The 19,976-nt window shown below is 64.5% G+C and carries 25 protein-coding genes; 14 read left to right on the plus strand and 11 right to left on the minus strand.

All coding sequences use genetic code 11. The features are described 5' to 3' along the window. Positions 1–36: 36 nt before the first annotated feature. Positions 37–1,071, plus strand: a complete 1,035-nt coding sequence (locus CK218_RS17365; protein WP_095828379.1) for an L-idonate 5-dehydrogenase — start codon at positions 37–39, stop codon at positions 1,069–1,071. Positions 1,072–1,119: 48 nt separating this feature from the next. Then, positions 1,120–2,139: a LacI family DNA-binding transcriptional regulator gene (locus tag CK218_RS17370; protein WP_179294530.1), complete on the plus strand. Its 1,020-nt coding sequence runs from the start codon at positions 1,120–1,122 to the stop codon at positions 2,137–2,139. 67 nt (positions 2,140–2,206) lie between these two features. Here the strand turns inward: CK218_RS17370 and CK218_RS17375 are convergent, their stop codons facing one another. Genes CK218_RS17375 through CK218_RS17385 form a run of 3 tightly spaced genes read right to left on the minus strand, consistent with a single transcriptional unit; the run spans position 2,207 to position 5,906 of the window. Further along, positions 2,207–3,304, minus strand: a complete 1,098-nt coding sequence (locus tag CK218_RS17375) for a substrate-binding domain-containing protein (protein WP_067001993.1) — start codon at positions 3,302–3,304, stop codon at positions 2,207–2,209. Positions 3,305–3,317: 13 nt separating this feature from the next. Continuing rightward, the gene (locus CK218_RS17380; RefSeq protein ID WP_095828380.1) at positions 3,318–4,400 is read right to left on the minus strand and encodes an ABC transporter permease; all 1,083 of its coding nucleotides are present in this window, start codon (positions 4,398–4,400) and stop codon (positions 3,318–3,320) included. 9 nt (positions 4,401–4,409) lie between these two features. After that, positions 4,410–5,906, minus strand: a complete 1,497-nt coding sequence (locus CK218_RS17385) for a sugar ABC transporter ATP-binding protein (protein ID WP_095828485.1) — start codon at positions 5,904–5,906, stop codon at positions 4,410–4,412. 130 nt (positions 5,907–6,036) lie between these two features. Between CK218_RS17385 and CK218_RS17390 the strand changes: the two genes are divergently transcribed. Next, positions 6,037–6,960, plus strand: a complete 924-nt coding sequence (locus CK218_RS17390; protein ID WP_095828381.1) for an SMP-30/gluconolactonase/LRE family protein — start codon at positions 6,037–6,039, stop codon at positions 6,958–6,960. Between the two features lie 37 nt (positions 6,961–6,997). Here CK218_RS17390 and CK218_RS17395 read toward each other — a convergent pair whose 3' ends face one another. Next, positions 6,998–7,915, minus strand: coding sequence for a polyprenyl synthetase family protein (locus CK218_RS17395; RefSeq protein WP_095828382.1), 918 nt, complete (start codon positions 7,913–7,915; stop codon positions 6,998–7,000). A 129-nt stretch (positions 7,916–8,044) separates the two neighbouring features. Between CK218_RS17395 and CK218_RS17400 the strand changes: the two genes are divergently transcribed. The 3 genes from CK218_RS17400 to CK218_RS17410 all read left to right on the plus strand — a co-directional run bounded on the left by CK218_RS17400 (position 8,045) and on the right by CK218_RS17410 (position 9,750). Further along, positions 8,045–8,752: a transglycosylase domain-containing protein gene (locus tag CK218_RS17400; RefSeq protein WP_067002212.1), complete on the plus strand. Its 708-nt coding sequence runs from the start codon at positions 8,045–8,047 to the stop codon at positions 8,750–8,752. A 153-nt stretch (positions 8,753–8,905) separates the two neighbouring features. Then, entirely contained in the window at positions 8,906–9,088 is a 183-nt protein-coding gene (rpmF, locus tag CK218_RS17405) for a 50S ribosomal protein L32 (RefSeq protein ID WP_006203806.1), read from the plus strand. Positions 9,089–9,348: 260 nt separating this feature from the next. After that, positions 9,349–9,750, plus strand: a complete 402-nt coding sequence (locus CK218_RS17410; RefSeq protein ID WP_095782517.1) for a hypothetical protein — start codon at positions 9,349–9,351, stop codon at positions 9,748–9,750. 34 nt (positions 9,751–9,784) lie between these two features. Here the strand turns inward: CK218_RS17410 and CK218_RS17415 are convergent, their stop codons facing one another. Next, positions 9,785–10,303, minus strand: a complete 519-nt coding sequence (locus CK218_RS17415; RefSeq protein WP_095828383.1) for a helix-turn-helix domain-containing protein — start codon at positions 10,301–10,303, stop codon at positions 9,785–9,787. Positions 10,304–10,400: 97 nt separating this feature from the next. Here CK218_RS17415 and CK218_RS17420 point away from each other — a divergent pair, with 97 nt between their 5' ends. From CK218_RS17420 to CK218_RS17435, 4 genes are all read left to right on the plus strand, one after another. Next, positions 10,401–11,225 carry an alpha/beta hydrolase gene (locus CK218_RS17420; RefSeq protein WP_095828486.1) on the plus strand — a complete coding sequence of 275 codons (825 nt, stop codon included), beginning with the start codon at positions 10,401–10,403 and terminating at the stop codon, positions 11,223–11,225. A 91-nt stretch (positions 11,226–11,316) separates the two neighbouring features. Continuing rightward, complete coding sequence (locus CK218_RS17425; protein WP_095828384.1) at positions 11,317–11,973, plus strand: glutathione S-transferase family protein; 657 nt, start codon at positions 11,317–11,319, stop codon at positions 11,971–11,973. A gap of 6 nt (positions 11,974–11,979) precedes the next feature. Continuing rightward, positions 11,980–12,315, plus strand: coding sequence for a metalloregulator ArsR/SmtB family transcription factor (locus tag CK218_RS17430; protein ID WP_095799820.1), 336 nt, complete (start codon positions 11,980–11,982; stop codon positions 12,313–12,315). Positions 12,316–12,326: 11 nt separating this feature from the next. Then, positions 12,327–12,791 (plus strand): SRPBCC family protein, encoded by a 465-nt coding sequence (locus tag CK218_RS17435; RefSeq protein WP_095828385.1) that lies wholly within the window; start codon positions 12,327–12,329, stop codon positions 12,789–12,791. Between the two features lie 24 nt (positions 12,792–12,815). Here the strand turns inward: CK218_RS17435 and CK218_RS17440 are convergent, their stop codons facing one another. The 3 genes from CK218_RS17440 to CK218_RS17450 all read right to left on the minus strand — a co-directional run bounded on the left by CK218_RS17440 (position 12,816) and on the right by CK218_RS17450 (position 14,667). Further along, on the minus strand, positions 12,816–13,091 hold the full coding sequence (locus CK218_RS17440; RefSeq protein WP_067002023.1) for a metalloregulator ArsR/SmtB family transcription factor: 276 nt from the start codon (positions 13,089–13,091) through the stop codon (positions 12,816–12,818). A 31-nt stretch (positions 13,092–13,122) separates the two neighbouring features. Beyond that, positions 13,123–14,370, minus strand: a complete 1,248-nt coding sequence (locus tag CK218_RS17445; protein WP_067002026.1) for an MFS transporter — start codon at positions 14,368–14,370, stop codon at positions 13,123–13,125. A gap of 102 nt (positions 14,371–14,472) precedes the next feature. Then, the gene (locus tag CK218_RS17450) at positions 14,473–14,667 is read right to left on the minus strand and encodes a DUF1192 domain-containing protein (RefSeq protein ID WP_067002029.1); all 195 of its coding nucleotides are present in this window, start codon (positions 14,665–14,667) and stop codon (positions 14,473–14,475) included. Positions 14,668–14,776: 109 nt separating this feature from the next. Here CK218_RS17450 and CK218_RS17455 point away from each other — a divergent pair, with 109 nt between their 5' ends. From CK218_RS17455 to CK218_RS17465, 3 genes are all read left to right on the plus strand, one after another. Further along, a complete protein-coding gene (locus tag CK218_RS17455) occupies positions 14,777–15,787 on the plus strand; it encodes an NAD(P)H-quinone oxidoreductase (protein WP_095828487.1) in 1,011 nt (336 codons plus the stop codon). A 295-nt stretch (positions 15,788–16,082) separates the two neighbouring features. Then, positions 16,083–16,223: a DUF1127 domain-containing protein gene (locus CK218_RS17460; protein ID WP_067002031.1), complete on the plus strand. Its 141-nt coding sequence runs from the start codon at positions 16,083–16,085 to the stop codon at positions 16,221–16,223. 254 nt (positions 16,224–16,477) lie between these two features. Continuing rightward, positions 16,478–17,179 (plus strand): DUF1013 domain-containing protein, encoded by a 702-nt coding sequence (locus CK218_RS17465; protein ID WP_095799823.1) that lies wholly within the window; start codon positions 16,478–16,480, stop codon positions 17,177–17,179. 65 nt (positions 17,180–17,244) lie between these two features. On the opposite strand, the gene CK218_RS17470 is transcribed toward CK218_RS17465, so the two are convergent. After that, positions 17,245–17,964, minus strand: coding sequence for a YafY family protein (locus tag CK218_RS17470; RefSeq protein ID WP_059189944.1), 720 nt, complete (start codon positions 17,962–17,964; stop codon positions 17,245–17,247). Positions 17,965–18,186: 222 nt separating this feature from the next. Beyond that, the gene (locus CK218_RS17475; protein ID WP_082953649.1) at positions 18,187–18,351 is read right to left on the minus strand and encodes a hypothetical protein; all 165 of its coding nucleotides are present in this window, start codon (positions 18,349–18,351) and stop codon (positions 18,187–18,189) included. Between the two features lie 184 nt (positions 18,352–18,535). On the opposite strand from CK218_RS17475, the gene CK218_RS17480 reads away from it, so the two are divergent. Then, positions 18,536–18,715 (plus strand): hypothetical protein, encoded by a 180-nt coding sequence (locus CK218_RS17480; protein ID WP_067319322.1) that lies wholly within the window; start codon positions 18,536–18,538, stop codon positions 18,713–18,715. Between the two features lie 225 nt (positions 18,716–18,940). Here the strand turns inward: CK218_RS17480 and CK218_RS17485 are convergent, their stop codons facing one another. Further along, positions 18,941–19,966, minus strand: a complete 1,026-nt coding sequence (locus CK218_RS17485) for a class I fructose-bisphosphate aldolase (RefSeq protein WP_095782513.1) — start codon at positions 19,964–19,966, stop codon at positions 18,941–18,943. Between the last annotated feature and the right edge of the window lie 10 nt (positions 19,967–19,976).

The raw sequence follows: 19,976 nt of genomic DNA on the forward strand, positions 1-19,976 counted from the left end.
AAAGCCTGCCGGCACAGTCCGAGGAGTTCGCCTGCCATGAAGTCGATCGTCATCCACGCCGCCAAAGACCTGCGCATCGAGGACCGTCCGGGCGAGGAGCCGGGTCCGGGCCAGGTGCTGTTGCGTCTCGCCGCCGGCGGCATCTGCGGCAGCGACCTGCACTACTATAATCACGGCGGCTTCGGAACGGTGCGCCTGAAGGAGCCGATGATCCTCGGCCACGAAGTCTCCGGCGTGATCGAGAGCCTCGGGCCGGGAGTGAGTGGACTGCTGACAGGACAGCTTGTCGCCGTGTCTCCGTCGCGGCCCTGCTACAGCTGCCGCTATTGCCGCGAGGGCATGCACAACCAGTGCCTCAACATGCGCTTCTACGGCAGCGCCATGCCGTTCCCGCATATCCAGGGCGCGTTTCGTGAAATGCTGGTGGCGGACGCGATTCAGTGCGTCCCCGCCGACGGCTTGACCGCCGGCGAGGCGGCGATGGCCGAACCGCTGGCGGTCTGTCTGCACGCGACGCGCCGGGCCGGAGAGGTGCTGGGCAAGCGCGTGCTGGTAACCGGCTGCGGGCCGATCGGCCTGCTGTCGATCATCAGCGCGCGCCGCGCCGGTGCCGCCGAGATCGTCGCCGTCGACATCGCCGATTTCACGCTGTCGATGGCCATGCGCGCCGGCGCCGACAAGACTATCAACACCCGAAGCGAGCCGGAAGGATTTGCGCCCTACCTTGCCGACAAGGGAACGTTCGACATCCTCTACGAATGTTCGGGCGCGGCGTCGGCGCTGGCACAAGGCATCGCGGCGCTGCGTCCGCGCGGCACCATCGTCCAGCTCGGCCTCGGCGGCGCCGAGATGGCACTGCCGATGTCAACGGTGACCGCCAAGGAACTGTCGATCAACGGCTCGTTCCGCTTCCATCCCGAATTCGCCGTCGGCGTCGAGCTGATGCGCAAGGGGCTGATCGACGTGAAGCCGCTGATCACCCACTCGGTGCCGGTCGACGAGGCGCTTTCCGGCTTCGAGCTCGCCAACGACCGCAGCCAGGCGATGAAGGTCCAGATCGCGTTTGCGTGAGCTGCAACGGCGCGTTGCATTCCGCCGTGATATCGATAACGTACTGCCATGCAATCTTCGCCCAAAAGGCCGACCATGGCCGATGTCGCGCATCGCGCCAACGTCTCGACGATGACCGTGTCGCGCGCTTTCAAGCGCGACGCTTCGGTCAGCGCCGATACGCGCGACCGCATCCTCAAGGCGGCTGAAGAGCTCGGCTATGTCTTCGACAGCATCGCCGCCAATCTGTCGTCGCGGCGCTCGGGCTTCGTCGCCGCGACGATCCCCTCGATCAACAACGCCAACTTCGCCGACACGGTGCGCGGCATGACCGAGGGCCTGCGCGACAGCGGGCTGGAGATCCTGCTCGGCTTCACCGACTATAATGTCGAGGAGGAGGAACGCCTGGTCGGGCAATTGCTGCAGCGTCGCCCGGAGGCGATCATCGTCACCGGCGGCCGGCACACGCCGCGCTGCCGCAAGCTGCTGGCAAATGCCGGCGTTCCGGTGGTGGAGACCTGGGATTTGCCAGCCGATCCCATCGGCCACGTCGTCGGCTTTTCCAATGCCGATGCCGGGCGGCTGATGGTCGATCATCTCGTCCAGCGCGGCTATTCGAGGCTGGGCTTTATCGGTGGCGACACCTCGCGGGACACCCGCGGCCTGGACCGCCGGCGCGGCTTCGTCGCGGCGCTGGAGGACCGCGGCCTCGACGCTTCGCGCGTGATTGCCTCCGGCGTGCCGCCGATCTCGATGCGCGAGGGCGCGACCGCCATGGTCGAGATGATCTCGCGCTGGCCGGATACACAAGCGGTGATGTGCGTGTCCGACCTCTCCGCCTTCGGCGCCCTGATGGAATGCGTTCGACGCGGCATCCGCGTGCCGGACGACGTGGCGATTGCCGGCTTCGGCGCCTATGATCTCGCCGAGCAGTCGGTGCCTTCGATCACCACGATCGACGTCGGCGCGCATGAGATCGGCATCCGCGTCGCCGAGCTGGTGCTCGACCTGCTCAACGGGCGGCGAGCGCTCGATGACCGCGTCGTAGTCGGCATGACGCCCAAGGTTGTTGTGCGACACACGGCCTGAAGCGTCGGAAAAAACGAACGGCCGGCGGGATGATCGCCGACCGCTCGCTGATCGTTCTGGATGACGTCTATTTGCCCCAGATCTTCTTGTATTGGTCGCGGTAGCCGTTGCCCGGGTCGAAACGGTTGTCCGGGCCGCCGTCGAACTCGACATTGTCGGAAGTCACCACATGCAGCGGCGAGATGTAGCCCGACCATTTCTCGCCGGCCATGGCGCGGTTGAGCTCGTCGACAAGCTGCCAGCCCTGCAGGTTCAGCGGCTCGGCCACCGTCACCTTCTGGAACTGGCCGGAGCGGATGCGCTGGTAGGCCGATTCCGAACCGTCGCCCGCCGCGACGTTGATCGGCGCGTCGGTGCCGGACTTACCGGCCGCCGCCAGCGACGGGCCCATGAAGTCGAAATAGAGATCGTTGATCGCCAGCGAATGGGTCCAGGCGTCGCCGTATTTCTGCAGCAGCGAGGTGGTGAGCTGCGGCATGCGCTGCGAGGTCTCGGCGATCGGCGTGTCGACATATTCGAGCACCTTGCCGCCGAGATCCTCGATCTCCTTCTTCATCCGGTCCGCCTTGGCGATGGCGATCTGGTAGGTGGAATCGGTGAAGATGATGACGCCGGGCTTGCCCTTGGCATCGACGAAGGCCCAGTCGGCGGCCGCCTTCGACACTTCCATCGGGTCGGTCGAGACGTTGGCGACGATGCCGAGATCGTCGATCGGGCCGACCGTCGGCCCTGCATGCCATGCCGCCATCGGGATCTTGGCCGCCTTGGCCTGCTCCATCGCCGGCTTCTGCTCGACGGCGTCGAAGCCGTTGATGATGATGCCATCGGGATTGAGCGCCAGCGCCTGGCCGAAGGCAGCGGTGCGGCCGCCGATGGAGCCGGCGCCGTCAAGCGTCTTGACCGTCCAGCCCAGGGCGGCAGCGGCTTCCTCGACACCCTTGGTGACGCCGAGGATGCCGCCGTTCTTCATGTCGGCGCCAAGCACGACGATGGTCTTGCCGGCAGCCCCTTTCGGTCCCGTGGTCGGTCCGTCCCACTTCTCGACCTTGCTGGCATATTTATCCACCACCGCTTTGGCGTCGGCCATCGGGTCGGCCAGCGTCGGCGAGGCGATGCCAAGCGCCAGGCAGGCAATTCCGAGCTGTAGGACTGTTCTGCGCTGCATATCGTTTCTCCCATTAAGCATTGTCGGTTGTATTTGTTGATTGGCTGGTGGCTGGTCGGCTGGTGGGCGCGGATGCCGGCACCACCGCGCCGCGGCGCCGCTGCGCGTAGCCGGCAATGCCGATCGCGACGAGCAGGGTGACGCCGTTGAACAACGGCTCTACCCAGAACGACCCGCCGAACTGCTGGATGCCGGAAATGCCTACGGCGAGGATGACGACGCCGACGATCGTGCCCCAGACGTTGACGCGGCCCGGCTTGATGGTGGTCGATCCGAGGAATGCGCCGACCAGGGCCGGCAGCAGGTATTCGAGGCCAACACTGGCCTGGCCGATCCTGAGCTTCGAGGCCAGCAGCACGCCGCCCAAGGCGGTGAGCGCGCCGGAGGCGACGAAGGCCCCCATGACGAATTTCTGCACCGGAATGCCGTTGAGCGCGGCCGCCTTCGGATTGGCGCCGATGGCGTAGAGGTAGCGGCCGAGCGGCATATATTCGAGCACCAGCCACATCACCAGCGCCAGCACGACGACGTAGTAGCCGGTGATCGGCAGGTCGAACAGCATGGTGCCGTTGAGGGAAAGGAAACCGTCGGGAAGCACGCCGACGACCTGGCGGCCGCCCGTGTACCACATTGCCAAAGCGTAGAGCACCGTGCCGGTGCCGAGTGTGGCGATGAAGGAATCGATGCGCGCCACCTCGACCAGCAGGCCGTTGATGAAGCCGGTGAGCACGCCGAGCAGGATGACGATGAGCACCGCGAGCGGCCAGGGCACGCCGAATGCGGTTTGCAGGCTGATGGCAAGGATATGCCAGAGCACGATGCCGTAGCCGACGGTGAGGTCGATGCGGCCCGAAGCCATCGGAATCATCGCCGCCAGCGACAAGAGCGCGATGATCGCCTTGTCGGAAACGATCGAGCGCAAATTGAGCAGCGTCGGGAACGTCCGCGGCAAGAGCAGCGAGAAGAGCAGGATCAGGAGCAGCGTCAGGATCGGCAGGCCGTAGACCGGCAGATAGCGCGCCGCCTTCTGGCCGTAGCTCAGTCCGGCGAGCTCCGAACGGGTCGGCTCCAGCGCCGTCGATTTGGTCGAGTTCATGGATCCTCCTCAGGCGGCTTCGGACACGGAAGCGGCGCTGATGAGCGCCGCCGTCGTCAAGGCATCGCCGGCGAGCTCGCGCACGATGCGATTGTGCGAGAAGACGAGCGCGCGGTGACAGATGTGGGCGACTTCCTCGAAATCGGTGGAGACGACGATCACTGCCAGCCCGGCTTCGACCGCGGCGGCGATCAGCCGATAGATCTCGGCCTTGGCGCCGACATCGACGCCCGCCGTCGGATCCTCGGCGATCAGAAGCTTACGGCCCGTCGCCAGCCAGCGGCCGACGACCACCTTCTGCTGGTTGCCGCCAGAGAGCGCCTCGATCGGCAGGTGCGGGTCATTGGGCCGCAGCCCCAGCCGCGCGCCGAGCTCCCGCGTCAGCTCGCTTTCCCGGGCCGGCTTCATAAAGGAGAAGAGCCCGCGGCCGACGGCCGAGGGGTTGAGATACATGTTCTCGCGCACCGAGAGCGACAGCGCCACGGATTCCTCGGTGCGGTCGCGCGCAATCAGTCCGACGCCGGCGGCAAGAGCGGCGCCGACCGAGGACATGTCGAGGCGCTTGCCGTCGAGCCAGGCCAAGCCGTCGAAAGCTTCGGCCCCAAACAGCGCGCGGCCGACAGCTTCCTGCCCGGCGCCCCGCAGGCCGACCAGGCCAAGCAACTCGCCGGACCGTGCCTCGAAGCGAACCGGACCGACACTGCCGCAGGTGAGGTTTTCCACCCTGAGCCGCTCCGGCCCGTCCTGCCAATGCGACTTGGCAAACATCTGGTGCGCCGGCCGGCCGACGATGAGATCGACCAGTTCCTGCGGCGTGGTCTCGGCCACCGGCTTGACGGCGACCATGCGGCCGTCGCGCATGACGGCGACGCGGTCGGCGATGCGGAACACCTCGTCCAGCCGGTGCGAGACATAGATCATGCCGACGCCGCGCTCGCGCAGCGGCCGCAGCGCCTCGAACAGGCGCTCGACCTCGTCCGCCGGCAGGCTCGCCGTCGGCTCGTCGAGAACCAAGACGTCGGCCTCGGTGGCCAAAGCCCGGGCAATCGCCACCAGAGACTTTTCGGTGCGCGAGAGGTCCTGCACTCGCGTCGCCGGATCGAAGGCACAGCCGACGAGCGCCAGCGCGCGCTCGGCGCGGCGCTCGGTGTCTTGCCAGTCGATCAGGCTGATGCGGCGCGAAAAGCCCTGCGCCATGCCGACATTCTCGGCCACGGTCATCCATTCGATCAAGCCGAGGTCCTGATGGATAAAGGCGACCTTCTGCGGCTGATTGGGGCGGGGCGGGCGATGGTGATAATCCTCGCCGCGAAAGCGGATCGTGCCCTGGTCGCGCTTGTGGATGCCGGCGAGCGTCTTGATCAGCGTGGATTTGCCGGCGCCGTTCTCGCCGAGCAGCGCGACGATCTCGCCCTCATGGATGTCGAGCGAGACCGACTTGAGCGCCAGGGTGCCGCCGAAGCGCTTGGAGATGTCGATGAATTCGATGAGCCTGGGCCGCATTATTTGGCCTCCTCCCAAGCCAAGCAAATGACTGAATTGCGACCGATGTTATCGCTAACATTTATGCAGGTCAAGTCTTGAAAATGGATCAACGCGCCGGCTATCGATGAGGCGGTTTTCGCGGAGAAGTACCATGTTCGGAGACATTGAAGGCGCTGGGTTCGAAGTTCTCGACGAGCGGTTCGAGCGGTGTTTCGTCGGTCACGTTGCGGTCGAGCGGCTGTGGACCGGCGGGCGCTGGCTCGAGGGCCCGGCGTGGTTTGCCGCCGGCCGGTATCTCCTTTTCTCCGACATCCCGAATGACCGCATCATGCGCTACGACGACACCAGCGGCGCGGTCTCGGTCTTCCGCTCGCCGTCCAACAACGCCAACGGCAACACGGTCGATTTCCAAGGGCGGCTGGTCACCTGCGAGCATCGCGCGCGGCGCGTCACCCGCACCGAGCATGACGGCTCGATCACGGTGATCGCCGACCGCTTCGAAGCCAGGCGCTTGAACTCGCCCAACGATGTGGTGGTGCGCTCGGATGGCACGGTGTGGTTTTCCGACCCGCCCTACGGCATCGCCACCGACTACGAGGGCGACCGCGGCGAGCAAGAGATCGAGGGATGTCATGTCTATCGCGCGGATCCTGGCACCGGTGAGGTAACGCGAGTTGTCTCCACGATGGCAAAACCCAACGGCCTCGCCTTCTCCCCGGACGAGACGATCCTCTATGTCGGCGACACAGGCGTCACGCATCAGAAGGACGGGCCAAGGCACATCCGCAAGTTCGCTGTCGAAGGCAACAATCTGCGCGAACTCGGCGTTTTCACCACCTGCACGGCCGGTCTGTTCGACGGGTTCAGGGTGGACACGACCGGCCGCGTCTGGGCAGGGGCCGGCGACGGCGTCCATTGCTTCGATCCAGACGGCACGCTGATCGGCAAGATCCGCATCCCGGAGACGGTAGCCAACCTGACTTTCGGCGGTCCCAAGCGCAATCGCTTGTTCATCACGGCGCGGCAGTCGCTTTACGCGGCTTTCGTGGTGGCGAACGCCGCGGGGCGGGGGTGAAAACCGCGACCTGAGGTCCGCGGCGTCAGCTGCGGTCTCAGCTGCTCCGCGTGGCGACAAACGTTGCCGCCGCCTTCAGCAAATCCGCCTGCTCGCCATAGGGCTCCAGCAGCGCATGCGCCTGCTCGATGAGGCCGTGCAGTTGCTCGCGCGCCCAATCGGCTCCGTGCAGCGCGGCAAGTGTCGCCTTGCCGGCGGCGGCGTCCTTCTTGGTCGCCTTGCCCATCTGCTTTGCGTCGGCGGTGAGATCGAGCAGGTCGTCGGCTAGCTGGAAGGCAAGACCGATCGCCGAGCCGAACTCCGCCAGCCTTTCACGGTCGACGGCGGATGCGCCGGCGATGATGGCGCCTGCTTCGCAGGCGAAACGGATCAGCGCGCCTGTCTTCATCGCCTGCAGACGGATGATGCCGGCCTCGTCCGGCCGCTTGCGCTCGGCCTCGAGGTCGAGCGTCTGGCCGCCGACCATGCCGCCGGCTCCGGCGGCGCGGGCGAGTGCCAGCACCAGCGCCGCCCGTCGCTCGGCCGGCAACGCGGTCGCCTCGTCGGCGATGATGTCGAAGGCCAAAGTCAAGAGCGCGTCGCCGGCAAGGATCGCGGTTGCCTCGTCGAAAGCTTTGTGCACCGTCGGCTGGCCGCGGCGCAGATCGTCGTCGTCCATGGCAGGAAGATCGTCATGGATCAGCGAATAGCAATGCACGCATTCGAGCGCGGCGGCGACGCGCAGCGCCGCCTCGTCATCTGCCGAAAACAGCGCCGCGCTTTCCATCACCAGAAAAGGTCGGAGCCGCTTGCCGCCGTTGAGCACGCCATGGCGCATCGCCGCCATCAGGCGTTCCGGCCGGACGATCTCGCCGGAAAGCAGAGGCGCATCGAAGACCTGCCGCAGCAGGATCTCGACTGCTGCGGCGCGCGTAAAAAGCGCGGATTCGAAGGCCACCTGGTCGTCTTTCAACATGGCCGGGACCGGTAGCCGACACTCAGACGTTGCGCAAGCAGCCTCGCGCCATTATGCCGAAGTAGCGGGTGGCACGGGTGGGGCGACTTGACGGAACCGATCGTCGAACATGAAAGCGAAGGGCTGGACATGGCACGGCCGCGGCGCCTGAACCGCGCCGGTCTCAAGCGCCTTGGCCGGCGCTGCCTGGTCGCGGCGATCGTGCTGGCTGCGATGCCGGTCGCGCTCACCTTTCTCTATCTGCCGCCCTTCGTGCATCCGGTTTCGACGCTGATGCTGAAGGATCTCGTCACCTTCTCCGGCTACGACCGGCGCTGGGTTTCGATCGACGATGTGGCCCCGGTGCTCATGCATTCGGTGATCATGTCGGAAGACGGGCAGTTCTGCTTCCATCGCGGCGTCGACCTCGGCGAATTGCGCGGCGTGGTCGACGATGCGCTTGCCGGCGAGGCGACGCGCGGCGCCTCCACCATCACCATGCAGACGGTGAAGAACCTGTTTTTGTGGTCGCGGCCGCTGGGCAGCGTGCGCAAGGTGGTCGAGCTGCCACTGGCCGTCTATTTCGATGCGGTGATGTCGAAGCGCCGCATCATGGAGATCTATCTCAACATCGCGGAATGGGGGCCAGGCATATACGGCATCGAGGCGGCCGCGCAGCATCATTTCGGCGTCTCGGCCAGACAATTGTCGCGCCGGCAGGCAGCGCTGCTTGCCGTCAGCCTGCCCAACCCGATCGCGCGCAATCCGGCCAGGCCAGGCCCGGGCTTGAGGCGCCTCGCCAATCTGATCGAGCGGCGCGCCGGGCGCTCGGGCGCTTACGTCGGTTGCCTCGATTAAGGTGACCCGGCGCCGGCTCAAAAAAATTCGTGCCAGTGCTGGCCAAAACGGCGCAAGGCGTGTATAGGCACCCGACTTTCTCAGATTATGGCCTCGATGCGGCCCTTTCGCGAGGGTTGCCGGGGCATTTTGACCATGTAGTGGAGCATATCCATGGCCGTTCCAAAAAGAAAAACCTCTCCGTCGAAGCGCGGCATGCGCCGCTCGGCCGACGCCCTCAAGGCCCCGACCTATGTCGAGGACAAGAATTCCGGCGAAATGCGCCGGCCGCATCACATCGACCTGAAGACCGGCATGTATCGCGGCCGCCAGGTGCTGGAGCCGAAGGAAAGCTGAGAAGCTTGCACGGGAAAGCTGAGAAGCTTCCATGGTTGTGACGTTTTCAGAGGACCGGCCGCTGGCCGGTCTTTTTGATTCTGGCGACCGGATGAAGGTCCTCGCGCTGGCTGGGCACGAGCCGCCGAAAAGGCAGCGGGAAAACGGCTGACATCGTTATTTCATTAGGATTTAGAGCGTGTTCGGCGCCGTCGCCGAAAAGCCTTGACGGCGTGCCCGCCGCGCCTTTTACAAAAGGGTGCCTCATTGGAGACGCCCAGATGTTCGGTGCCATCCCGCTGCTGATCGTGCCCTTCGTCCTCTACAACCTCGGACTGCTCGGCCTGTTCGGCGGCGGCGACGATCCGTGGACGATCGAAATGTTCTCGTTCCGGATGATGTCGGGCGGCGTCTTCTCGATGACGCTCGGCGACCTGATGGTGCTGATCGGGCTGATCTTCCTCTTCGTCGAAATATCGAAATCGGTGCGCACCACCAATGCGTCGATCCTGGATCATCTGTTGTCGACGCTGGTCTTCATCGCCTTCCTGGTCGAGTTCCTGCTGGTGAAGGGCGCCGCGCATTCGGTCTTCTTTTCGCTGATGATCATCGCGCTGTTTGATGTGCTGGCCGGCTTCTCCGTGTCGATGCGGTCGGCAAGCCGGGATATCAACTTAAACTAGGATTGCACCCGGCGACCCGCGGTCCAAAACGCCGTCAACCTGCGGCGGCCTGAGGCTTGCGGGCGACAACCGCCTCATAGGCGGTCTGCAACTGCCGGCGCACGGTCGGCGTGCCGGGCGGCGTCTTCACCGGCGCTCCAAGATGTTCGTGGCGCAATTCGTCCATGAACCGATCCCACAACGGCGGGCCGCCTTTTTCGAGCAGTTCGGCTCGGATCGACAGCTCCTCGCTGACCGGCAGCCAGACGCGGCCCCAGGCGCCGAGATGCGCCATGATCGGCACAAGGGTGATTGCCATCTCGGTCAGGCTGTAGATCGCCTTCTGCTTGTGGCTGGGATCGTCCGCCTTGGTCAGGAGGCCGAGCTCCATCAGCCGCTTCAGGCGATCGGCCAGGATGTTGGAGGCAATGCCTTCGATCGAGCCGTTGAGCAATTCCCGAAAATGACGCCTGCCGCCGAAGATAATGTCGCGCAGGATGATCAGGCTCCAGCGGTCGCCGAAAACTTCCAGCGACAGATTGATCGGGCAGCCGGAGCGGTGCTCGGTGTTCATGCCAGTCTCCAAAAAACCGGTTGCAATATGATATCAGCCTGCTTATCGTGCAACTGATTGCAATATGCAAGCAGATTGGGAGATGGAGGAGAGAAGGATGACCATCTTGCCTCGCCCTGAGATCCATTCGGAAAGCTTCGGCGATCCGGCCGACCCGGCGATCCTTCTGATCATGGGCGCCATGGCCTCGATGCTCTGGTGGCCGGAAGCCTTTTGCCGGGCGCTTGCCGAGCGCGGCCGTTTCGTCATCCGCTACGACAATCGCGACACTGGTCTCTCGACCAAGTATACGCCGGGCGCGCCGCCTTACGGGTTCGAGGACATGGTCGATGATGCCGTCCGTGTGCTCGACGATCACAATATCGCCAAGGCGCAGGTCGTCGGCATGTCGATGGGCGGCATGATCGCGCAGATCGTAGCGCTGAAATATCCCGAACGGGTCAGCGCGCTGACCGTAATCTCCAGCTCACCGCTCGGTGTCGATACGTCCGGTTTGCCGGGGACGAGCGAGGCCTACCGAGAGCATTCCGCCGAAGGTGCCGATGTCGATTGGTCGAACCGGCAACAGGTGATCGACTTCATGGTCAGGGACGCTCGCGCAATCGCCAGCCCCCTGCATTCGTTCGACAGCGAACGGACACGTGCGGTGATCGAGGAGGACTACGATCGGTCCGGCGGTCTCGCCAGCGCCACCAACCACTTCCTGCTGAAGAGCAGCGGCCCGGAGCGGCGAATAAGGGATTTGACCGTGCCGCTGCTCGTCATCCACGGCACTACCGATCCGCTCTTCCCGATCGAGCACGGCGAGGCGCTCGCCGGCGCGGTTGCCGGCGGCAGGCTGGTGCGGATCGAAGGCGGCGGCCACGAACTGCACCGCAACGATTGGCCGCAAATCCTCGAAGCCATCGCCGCATTTGGCTAGCCCGGCGGGATTAGGATTGGCACCAGCGGTCTGCGAAAATAGTTAAGTGATCACTTCAGTATTGCCTCGATCTCCGCCGACAGGAGAAAAAATGTCCCTGACGCTGTATTTCCATCCGCTCGCGTCCTTCTGCTGGAAGCCGCTGATCGCGTTCTACGAAAACAACACGCGGTTTGCGCCTCAGATCGTCGATCTCGGCGATGCGCAGTCACGCGCGGCTTTCTTGAAGGTTTCGCCGACGGGCAAGATGCCGGCCCTGCGCGATGACGCGCGGGGCCGCACGGTGCTGGAATCGACCATCGTGATCGAACATCTCGGCGCCTATTATCCCGGGCCGGTCGAGCTCATTCCCGCCGACGTCGACCTCGCCATCAAGGTGCGCCAGGCAGACCGCTTCTACGACTTCTACGTGCAGGAGCCGATGCAGAAGATCGTCGGCGACCGGTTGCGGCCAAAGGACAGGACCGATCCGTTCGGAGTCGAGCAGGCGCGCGAGCAGCTGCGCAATTCCTACGCCATCATCGAACGGGAGATGCAGTCAAAAACGTGGGCGGTCGGCGATCACTTCACTTTGGCCGACTGCGCCGCCTCGCCGGCGCTGTTTTACGCCAACAAGGTCGAGCCGTTCGGCGACAAATTTCCCGCCGTGAAACGCTATCACGACCGTCTGCTCGAACGGCCAAGCTTCGCCCGCGTGATCGAGGAGGCGCAGCCCTATTTCAAGTTCTTCCCCTACAATAATGGCTAAGCCTCGATGCTGCACGATCCCGCCCAGCTCGATCTGATGTTCCAGGCGCTTGCCGATCCCGCCCGGCGCCAGATGGTGGAACGTCTGTCGCGCGGACCGGCATCGGTCAGTCAGCTCGCCGAGCCGCTGGCGATGTCGCTGTCGGCCGTCGTCCAGCATCTCGCCGTTCTTGAGACGAGCGGGTTGGTGAGCACCGAGAAGCTTGGCCGGGTGCGAACTTGCCGGATCGAGCCAAACGCATTGCGGGCAGCCGAGCATTGGATCAACGAGCGGCGACTGGCCTGGGAACGCCGGCTCGACCGGCTCGGCGATTTTCTCACGGACATCACTGACCAAACCTGAAGGGGCCCGTCATGACCGAACGATCCGTCGTCCATTCCACCTTTGTCATCGAACGCCTCTATCCGGCGCCGCCCGAAAAGGTCTATTTCGCGCTCAGCGATCCGGCGGCCAAGAAGCGCTGGTTCTTCGATCCTGACAACCCGATGCCGAGCCGGCATGAAATGGACTTTCGCATCGGCGGCAAGGAGGTGAATGCCGGCTGCCCGAGCGACGGGCAGACGCATTTCTTCAACGCCGTCTACCAGGACATCGTGCCGAACAAACGCATCGTCTACAGCTATGAGCTGCTGTTCGGCGAAACCCGAGTTTCGGTTTCGCTGGCGACGATCGAGCTCATCGCGGAAGGCAAGGGAACGCGACTGATCCTGACGGAGCAAGGGGCCTTCTTCGACGGCATCGACTCGCCGGCCACGCGCGAGCATGGCACCGGCGAACTGCTCGACGCGCTTGGCGCGGCGCTGCAGGGAGCGAATTGAGGGCCTCTGGCTGGTGGCCAGCGGTCACTCTCCAGGGGAGAGTTCCCAGAACTGATCCAGCCAGACATTCAGCCTGAGGAAGCCGGCGGTGCTGACGGCGTAGACGCGTCTGGTGCCCTCGGCCCTGGCATTGACCAGACCGGCGTCGAGCAGGACTTTCAGATGCTGGGAAACGGCCGGGCGCGAAACCGGCAAACCGGCGGCCAACTCATTCACCGTCTTGGGACCGCGCCGGAGCTCTTCCAAGAGATAGCGCCGGTTGGGATCGGCTATCGCCACGAAAGCGTCGGAAAACATCATGCCTCATTTGTGGGGCAAAGTTCCCCAAATCTCAACCATCGGTTTCAACCTTTGTGCGCGGGTCGAGCCGCAAGGCTTCCGGCGTGACGGCGCGGTCGGCCGGCTGCGTCTTGAAGGCATCGCGGTTCTCGATCGGAACCGGCGCGCGGGCGCGGATGCGGAGCAGGGTGTAACCGGCAAGGCAGAGATGCGCGAGCGCGGTCGCAAGGAAGAGCGCTTCGGGGCGCAGCCAGCCCATCAAAGCGGCGGCCAGCAGCGGTCCGATCATGGTGCCGAAGCCATAGAGCAACAGCAGGCCGCCGGAAACCTTGACGAAATCCTCCGCCCGCGCGTGGTCGTTGGCATGCGCGACGGCGATCGAATAGAGCGTGTAGGCGAAGGCGCCGTAGGCGGCCGTCAGCAAGATGACGAAAACGCCGGAACGCGGCTCGACCAGAAAGACCAGCACGGCAAACAGTGCCGCGCCGAAGGCTGCGCCCGCCAGCACGAAACGGCGGTCCGTGGTGTCGGATAGCCGGCCCGCGGGGAGCTGCATGGCCGCGCCGGCGATGACCACCAGGCTCATCATCAGCGCGATCTCGGCGGTAGAGATGCCGATGCGGGCGCCATAGACGGCGCCGAGCGTGCCCCAAGCGCCATTGGCTATGCCAATCAGAAGGCAGGCAACCGCCGACACCGGCGAATTGGCGTAGAGGCCTTTGACGTCGAGCTTGACATCCTGCAGCGGCTTCGGATGCGACTGGGTCGATACCGCAGTCGGAAGGAGCGACAGGCAGAACAGGATGCCGGTGATCATGAACAGCGAGGCCGATTTCACATCGCCGCCGGCGACGATCATCTGGCCGCCCATGATCGAAGCATAGGTGACCATCATATAGAGGCCGAAGACGGTGCCGCGATTCTCGTTGGTGGCCTTCTCATTCAGCCAGCTTTCGATGACCATGAAGGCGCCGGCCATGGTGAAGCCGGTGAAGGCGCGCAGCAGGATCCAGAAATACTCGTCGATGATGAGGCCGGTGAGGAGCGCAATGATTGCGCCGGAGGCGGCGAAGGCGCCGAACGCCCTGACATGACCGGCACGGCGCACCAGCCGCGGCGCGAAGAAACAGCCAGTGACGAAGCCGCCGGCCCATGCCGTGCCCATCAGGCCGAGCGAGGCGGTCGAGAACCCCTCAAGCTGGCCGCGCAGCGGCAAAAGCAGGCCATGCAGGCCGGAGGCCGCCAGCAGGAACGCGGTGCCGCGCAGCAGCGAGAGGATCGGTCGGTAGGTTGCGAACATAGGCTGATCCGGCTGGTAATTTCGAAGCGCAGGTCTGTTTGAGAGTGCAGCTCTGGCAGTCGCTTTCAGGCTTTTCCGGGGCGGCTGGCCATGCAGCCAGGATTATCCGCGGCGAAACAGTGCCTCGGCGGCGGATTTGGTGGCGCCCCTGGCGGCCCGCTCAGCTTCCAGCCTCGCGATCTCTTCGCGCAGCAGGTCAATGCGCTCGGACAAATCATCGACAGACAGCAGCGACAGATCCTGTCCGATCTCGTGTGGGCGGGGCTTCTTCCTGGGTTCGTCGTCGAAGATCGCCATCGTCGCTTCTCCCTGATTTCACCATTTGCCTGATTTGGTAATGAGCATACATAGGGCAGGGATGCCGATGCAAACAGCCGGCCAGCGGCATGAGGAAACGGGACAATTCATGGCAAGCGGACAGCATATTCCGGCAAAGATGACGGCGATCGCAATCTCGCAGCCTGGCGGTCCCAGGGTGCTGAAGCCGGAGACGCGCGACGTGCCCACGCCCGGCCCCGGCGAGGTCCTCATCCGCGTGCACGCGGCCGGCGTCAACAGGCCTGACGTGCAGCAGCGCAAAGGCGCCTATCCGCCGCCGCCCGGCGCCTCGGACCTGCCCGGGCTCGAGGCGGCCGGTGAGATCGCGGCGCTCGGCGACGCGATATCGCGCTGGCGCACCGGCGACCGGGTCTGCGCGCTGACGCCGGGCGGCGGCTATGCCGAATATGTCAAGGTCCATGCCGGCAGCGTGCTGCCGATCCCGGCGGGCTTCACCTATTCCGAGGCCGCCGCCGTGCCGGAGAACTACTTCACCGTCTGGCACAACGTGTTCGAGCGCGGCGGGCTGAAGAAAGGCGAGACGTTGCTTGTCCATGGCGGCTCGTCCGGCATCGGCACCACGGCCATACAGCTCGCCTCGGCATTCGGTGCCTATGTCGTCACCACGGCCGGCAGCAAGGAGAAGTGCGACGCCTGTCTTAGGCTCGGCGCTGACCGGGCGATCAATTATCGCCAGCAGGACTTCGTTGCCGAGGTCAAGGACGCAACCGGCGGCCGGGGCGCCGACGTCATCCTCGACATGGTGGGCGGCGACTATGTGGCGCGCAACTACGATGCGGCGGCGGTCGAAGGACGCATCGTCCAGATCGCCGTACAGGCCGGTGCGGTCGCCAGCACCGACTTCGCAAAGCTCATGGTCAAGCGCCTTGTCCATACCGGCTCGACGCTTCGGCCGCGCACCGTCGAATTCAAGGCAGCCATCGCGGCGGCGCTCGAGGCTCAGGTCTGGCCGCTGCTCGGCACCCGCAAGGTCGCTCCGGTCATGGACATGATCTTCCCACTGACGGAGGCCTGGCGGGCGCATGAGCGGATGGAGGAGGGCGAGCATATCGGCAAGATCGTCCTCGACGTCGGCTAGGATGTCGCCCGATAGGTGAGGCCGGCCTGCAAACAATTGTGTCCTGCGCTTCCGCTGCTCACGTACTTTAAGTCACGTTCCGCTCCGGTTTGCGGACCAACCGTTTTGGGCTTGGCCTGACCTGAATCCTCGACGCATCCTGGGCGTTCGGATCCCTGACGAGAGACTGAACAAAGGCCTAATGCTGCAATGCACAAAATGCATTGCCGCCATGCAAAAGAGTCCGTTCAATTCGTAGGCAAGGGTGCCTATTTACGCGGCATCGAACAACTGATCCCGTGAATGGAGGACTGAAATGAACCCGATCCGCGCTTTCCGCAACTGGCGCCTCTACAATGAGACGGTGCGTGAGCTGAACAAGCTGAACGCCCGCCAGCTGAACGACCTCGGCATCAACCGCGGCGACATCGAGCGTATCGCTCGCCAGGCTCTTTGATTTGAAGCACGACCCGGCCGCAAGGCTGGGCCGCAGTCTCGAAGCCAGAGCCGTCGCAGACGCTTGCTCGTCTCCGGTTCCGAACCCGCTGGACTCCGTCCGGCGGGTTTTGTCTTTTTGGTCCCGGCTGCTCGCCTCCCAAAAACATTGCGAAATCGTGACGGAGCGTTTATACAGGCCGCGAATTTCCCATTTTGGTGGCTCTAAAACCACCGCCCGCGCGGGAACGCGGGCGAACGAGAAGGATTTTTGACATGGCCAATACGCTGCTGATGCCCAAGGCCACCGCCGTCTGGCTGGTCGACAACACCGCGCTCTCCTTCGAGCAGATCGCGCAGTTCTGCGGACTGCATCCGCTGGAGGTCAAGGCGATCGCGGACGGCGAGTCGGCGCAGGGCATCAAGGGCATGGACCCGATCATGACCGGCCAGCTCACCCGCGACGAGATCGCGCGCGGCGAGAAGGATCCGAACCATCGGCTGAAACTCTCGGACCCCAAGGTGCGGGTGCCGGAATCGAAGCGCAAAGGCCCGCGCTACACGCCGCTGTCGAAACGCCAGGACCGGCCGAACGCCATTCTCTGGCTGGTACGCAACCATCCCGAACTCAAGGATGCGCAGATCGCGCGGCTGGTCGGCACGACCAAGTCGACGATCGAGCAGATTCGGGAGCGCCGGCATTGGAACTCGGCCAATCTGCAGCCGATGGATCCGGTGACGCTGGGCCTGACCTCGCAGATCGACCTCGACATGGAAGTCAACCGCGCCTCGCGCGGCCGCGAGCAGGCACAGCCGGCTGCCGGCGACACGCTGCTGCCGGCGGCGCTGACCGAAAGGCTGACGCCGGCTCCGGAGAAGCCGAAGGACGAGGATCAGGAGCTCGACGCCAATGCCGTGTTCGCCAAGCTTTCGGCGCTGAAGTCGAAGGACAAGAAAGAAGACGGGGAAGAGGAGTAAGGTCTCCCAGCCCGACAAAAAAGCCCGCTTCGCGCGGGCTTTTTTGTCGGCCGTGCCTGGGGAGGTCAGGTCCGCGCCGCTCGATCGGGCGCCATGCCGTAATCCTCGCTGCGTTCCACGGCGCGGTAGAAGTCGGCGAGCTGCTTGCCGCGCTCCGGCTTGTAGATACGCCCGGCAATCACCACCGAGGCGATGCGGTCGATGCGGAAGGCGCGAAAATCGTCGCGCATCTCGCACCAGGCGACCAGGGTCCATACCTTGCCCCAGAACCAGAGGCCCAGGGGCCGGATGTCGCGCGCCGTGCCGCGCCCGGCTTCGTCCGAGTAGTCGATGGTGAGCACCTGGCGCTTCTCGATGGCGCGCTCGATGAGGTCGATCGCCTCGCGCGCGGCATCGCTCACCACCCACATCGGCGTGTGGATCTCGGTGCGCGCGATGCGATCCTTTTCCGTGTCGGGCAGCACCGCGCCGATCTTGACCAGCGCCTCGTCGGCGGCCCTTGCCATCGCCGCGCCGCCAAAGGCGCGCACCATGCGGGCGCCGGCAACCAGCGCCACGATCTCGTCACGCGTGAACATCAGCGGCGGAAGGTCGAAACCTTCCCTCATCATGTAGCCGACACCCGCCTCGCCGTCGATCGGCACGCCGGTCGACTGCAAGTCGGCTATATCGCGGTAGATGGTCCGCTCGGACACCTCGAGCCACGTCCCGAGCTTCTGCGCGGTGACCAGTCTGCCTCCGCGCAGATGCTGCACGATCTGGAAAAGCCTGTCGGCGCGGCGCATCGTTTGACCCCTTGGCTTCGGTTCTACGCATGCCGCGGTCCCAAAACCGGTTCCCGCAGGTTCGAGGCTGCTTCAATAACGCAAGCCTCCTGACAACATAGTGTCAGGAGGCTGCAGCCACTCCACCACCGGACAACGGCGTCTTTCCTGAAACCCAGCGTTTCAACCGACATTACATCTGGGCGCGCCATGGCCGCTATCCAAGTCATGCGCCGAAAAATTTCAGTTCTCACGCACGCGGCCGTTATAAAGGTCCGGCCAACCGATGTCCTTGCGAATGTCCGCCGGCAAAGTGTTCAGGAAACGCTGGGTCCGGATCTCGTTCCGCACGGTGCGGATCTTGCCGACATAGTGCTGCACGCTACGCAGGATGGTAAAACCGTTCATGACCGAGCTCCTCTTTTTGACGAGAGGAGTATCTCACACCCCTGCTGACAGCAGTCTGTCAGCAGGGGTGCGAGGTAGCCGAAGCCGGCGCCAGAACGATCAGCGCGGTCCCATGGATGTCCCTTCGTTTGTCAGGAGCGATGCGGTGCGAAAGCGCCAAGAACCGCTTTGACAGCCGCCGAGGATGCTGCTCAAAGGCGGCATGACGAAACTGCTCGCCCTTGTCATCATCGGCATCATGCTCATCCAAATCATCAAGCCGCTCGGCTGGCCGGGGCTGAAGCGCCGCAGCGATTTCTGGAAGCTGGCGCTGCTTGCAATGGCCGCAATCTCGCTGGCGGCCGTGCTTGGTCATTGGGCTTGAGGCACGTCGATATCAGGTGGGGACGGCCTGCGAAAGGCGGCGCTGGCCCCCCGCTGTTTCGATGCCTCAGCTAGGAGTGCGGCCGGCAAAAACAAAACCCGGGCCTTGGCCCGGGTTTTCAGCGCTTTAGGGAAAGCTCAAAGCGCGTCGACGCGCTTCAAGCCGTTATTGATGCATATCGTTGCCCCAGAACCGCTGCACACTTCTGGGCGACATGCATTGCTATCAGGCGGCCTTTTCCAGCGCCGGCTGCCATTGTCCGAGCGCCGCCAGATGATTCATGTGGGCGCGATGGATGAAGGCAGCCTGGCCGGCGGCGACGTTCGACGCCTTGCCGCTCCAGGCCTTCTGCGCGGCCGCCTGCAGGGCGCGGCCGTAGGAGAAGGAGAGCTTCCACGGATGTGGGCCGATGACGTTGATGGCGTTAAGGTTGGCCGTCGCTTCCTCGTCGTCCTGGCCGCCCGACAGGAAGGCAATGCCGGGCACCGCCACGGGCACGGTTTCGCGAAACAGCTTGATCGTCTTCTGGGCGACCGCTTCGGGACTGTCCTTCTTGCCCGATTTCTTGCCGGAGATGACCATGTTCGGCTTGAGGATGGTGCCTTCGAGCACCACGCGCGCGGCATAAAGCTCGCCATAGAGCTTCAGCAGGGTCGCCTTGCTCACCTCGTAGCAGGTGTCGATCGAGTGGGCGCCGTCCATCAGCACTTCCGGCTCGACGATCGGCACGATGCCTGCCTCCTGGCAGAGCGCGGCGTAGCGTGCCAGCGCATGCGCGTTGGAGGCGATCGAGGTGGCTGACGGCACGCCCTTGGCGGTGTCGATGTCGATCACCGCGCGCCATTTGGCGAACCGGGCGCCGAGCTTATAGTAGTCCGCCAGCCGCTCGCGCAGGCCATCGAGACCCTCGGTGATGGTGTCGCCGGGAAAGCCGGCGAGAGGCTTGGCGCCGACATCGACCTTGATGCCCGGAATGGCGCCGGCGGCCTTGATGATGTCGACCAGCGGCGTGCCGTCGGCAGCCTTCTGGCGAATGGTCTCGTCATAGAGGATGACGCCGGAAATATACTTGGTCATCGCCTCCTTGGCGCGGAACATCATCTCGCGATAGTCGCGCCGATTGTCGGCGGTCGATTCGACGCCGATGACGTCGAAGCGCTTCTTGATGGTGCCGGAGCTCTCATCGGCGGCCAAAAGGCCCTTGCCATCCGCCACGATCGCGGCGGCAATGTCTTCGAGACGTTCGCTCATGGTGCTCTCC

Source organism: Mesorhizobium sp. WSM3879 (assembly GCF_002294915.1).
Lineage (GTDB): Bacteria > Pseudomonadota > Alphaproteobacteria > Rhizobiales > Rhizobiaceae > Mesorhizobium.

Coding starts and splice junctions, on each gene's coding strand:
- CK218_RS17365 (WP_095828379.1), top strand. CDS start 37: ATGAAGTCGATCGTCATCCACGCCGCCAAAGACCTGCGCATCGAGGAC.
- CK218_RS17370 (WP_179294530.1), top strand. CDS start 1,120: ATGCAATCTTCGCCCAAAAGGCCGACCATGGCCGATGTCGCGCATCGC.
- CK218_RS17375 (WP_067001993.1), bottom strand. CDS start 3,304: ATGCAGCGCAGAACAGTCCTACAGCTCGGAATTGCCTGCCTGGCGCTT.
- CK218_RS17380 (WP_095828380.1), bottom strand. CDS start 4,400: ATGAACTCGACCAAATCGACGGCGCTGGAGCCGACCCGTTCGGAGCTC.
- CK218_RS17390 (WP_095828381.1), top strand. CDS start 6,037: ATGTTCGGAGACATTGAAGGCGCTGGGTTCGAAGTTCTCGACGAGCGG.
- CK218_RS17395 (WP_095828382.1), bottom strand. CDS start 7,915: ATGTTGAAAGACGACCAGGTGGCCTTCGAATCCGCGCTTTTTACGCGC.
- CK218_RS17400 (WP_067002212.1), top strand. CDS start 8,045: ATGGCACGGCCGCGGCGCCTGAACCGCGCCGGTCTCAAGCGCCTTGGC.
- rpmF (WP_006203806.1), top strand. CDS start 8,906: ATGGCCGTTCCAAAAAGAAAAACCTCTCCGTCGAAGCGCGGCATGCGC.
- CK218_RS17410 (WP_095782517.1), top strand. CDS start 9,349: ATGTTCGGTGCCATCCCGCTGCTGATCGTGCCCTTCGTCCTCTACAAC.
- CK218_RS17415 (WP_095828383.1), bottom strand. CDS start 10,303: ATGAACACCGAGCACCGCTCCGGCTGCCCGATCAATCTGTCGCTGGAA.
- CK218_RS17420 (WP_095828486.1), top strand. CDS start 10,401: ATGACCATCTTGCCTCGCCCTGAGATCCATTCGGAAAGCTTCGGCGAT.
- CK218_RS17425 (WP_095828384.1), top strand. CDS start 11,317: ATGTCCCTGACGCTGTATTTCCATCCGCTCGCGTCCTTCTGCTGGAAG.
- CK218_RS17430 (WP_095799820.1), top strand. CDS start 11,980: ATGCTGCACGATCCCGCCCAGCTCGATCTGATGTTCCAGGCGCTTGCC.
- CK218_RS17435 (WP_095828385.1), top strand. CDS start 12,327: ATGACCGAACGATCCGTCGTCCATTCCACCTTTGTCATCGAACGCCTC.
- CK218_RS17440 (WP_067002023.1), bottom strand. CDS start 13,091: ATGATGTTTTCCGACGCTTTCGTGGCGATAGCCGATCCCAACCGGCGC.
- CK218_RS17445 (WP_067002026.1), bottom strand. CDS start 14,370: ATGTTCGCAACCTACCGACCGATCCTCTCGCTGCTGCGCGGCACCGCG.
- CK218_RS17450 (WP_067002029.1), bottom strand. CDS start 14,667: ATGGCGATCTTCGACGACGAACCCAGGAAGAAGCCCCGCCCACACGAG.
- CK218_RS17455 (WP_095828487.1), top strand. CDS start 14,777: ATGGCAAGCGGACAGCATATTCCGGCAAAGATGACGGCGATCGCAATC.
- CK218_RS17460 (WP_067002031.1), top strand. CDS start 16,083: ATGAACCCGATCCGCGCTTTCCGCAACTGGCGCCTCTACAATGAGACG.
- CK218_RS17465 (WP_095799823.1), top strand. CDS start 16,478: ATGGCCAATACGCTGCTGATGCCCAAGGCCACCGCCGTCTGGCTGGTC.
- CK218_RS17470 (WP_059189944.1), bottom strand. CDS start 17,964: ATGCGCCGCGCCGACAGGCTTTTCCAGATCGTGCAGCATCTGCGCGGA.
- CK218_RS17475 (WP_082953649.1), bottom strand. CDS start 18,351: ATGAACGGTTTTACCATCCTGCGTAGCGTGCAGCACTATGTCGGCAAG.
- CK218_RS17480 (WP_067319322.1), top strand. CDS start 18,536: ATGCTGCTCAAAGGCGGCATGACGAAACTGCTCGCCCTTGTCATCATC.
- CK218_RS17485 (WP_095782513.1), bottom strand. CDS start 19,966: ATGAGCGAACGTCTCGAAGACATTGCCGCCGCGATCGTGGCGGATGGC.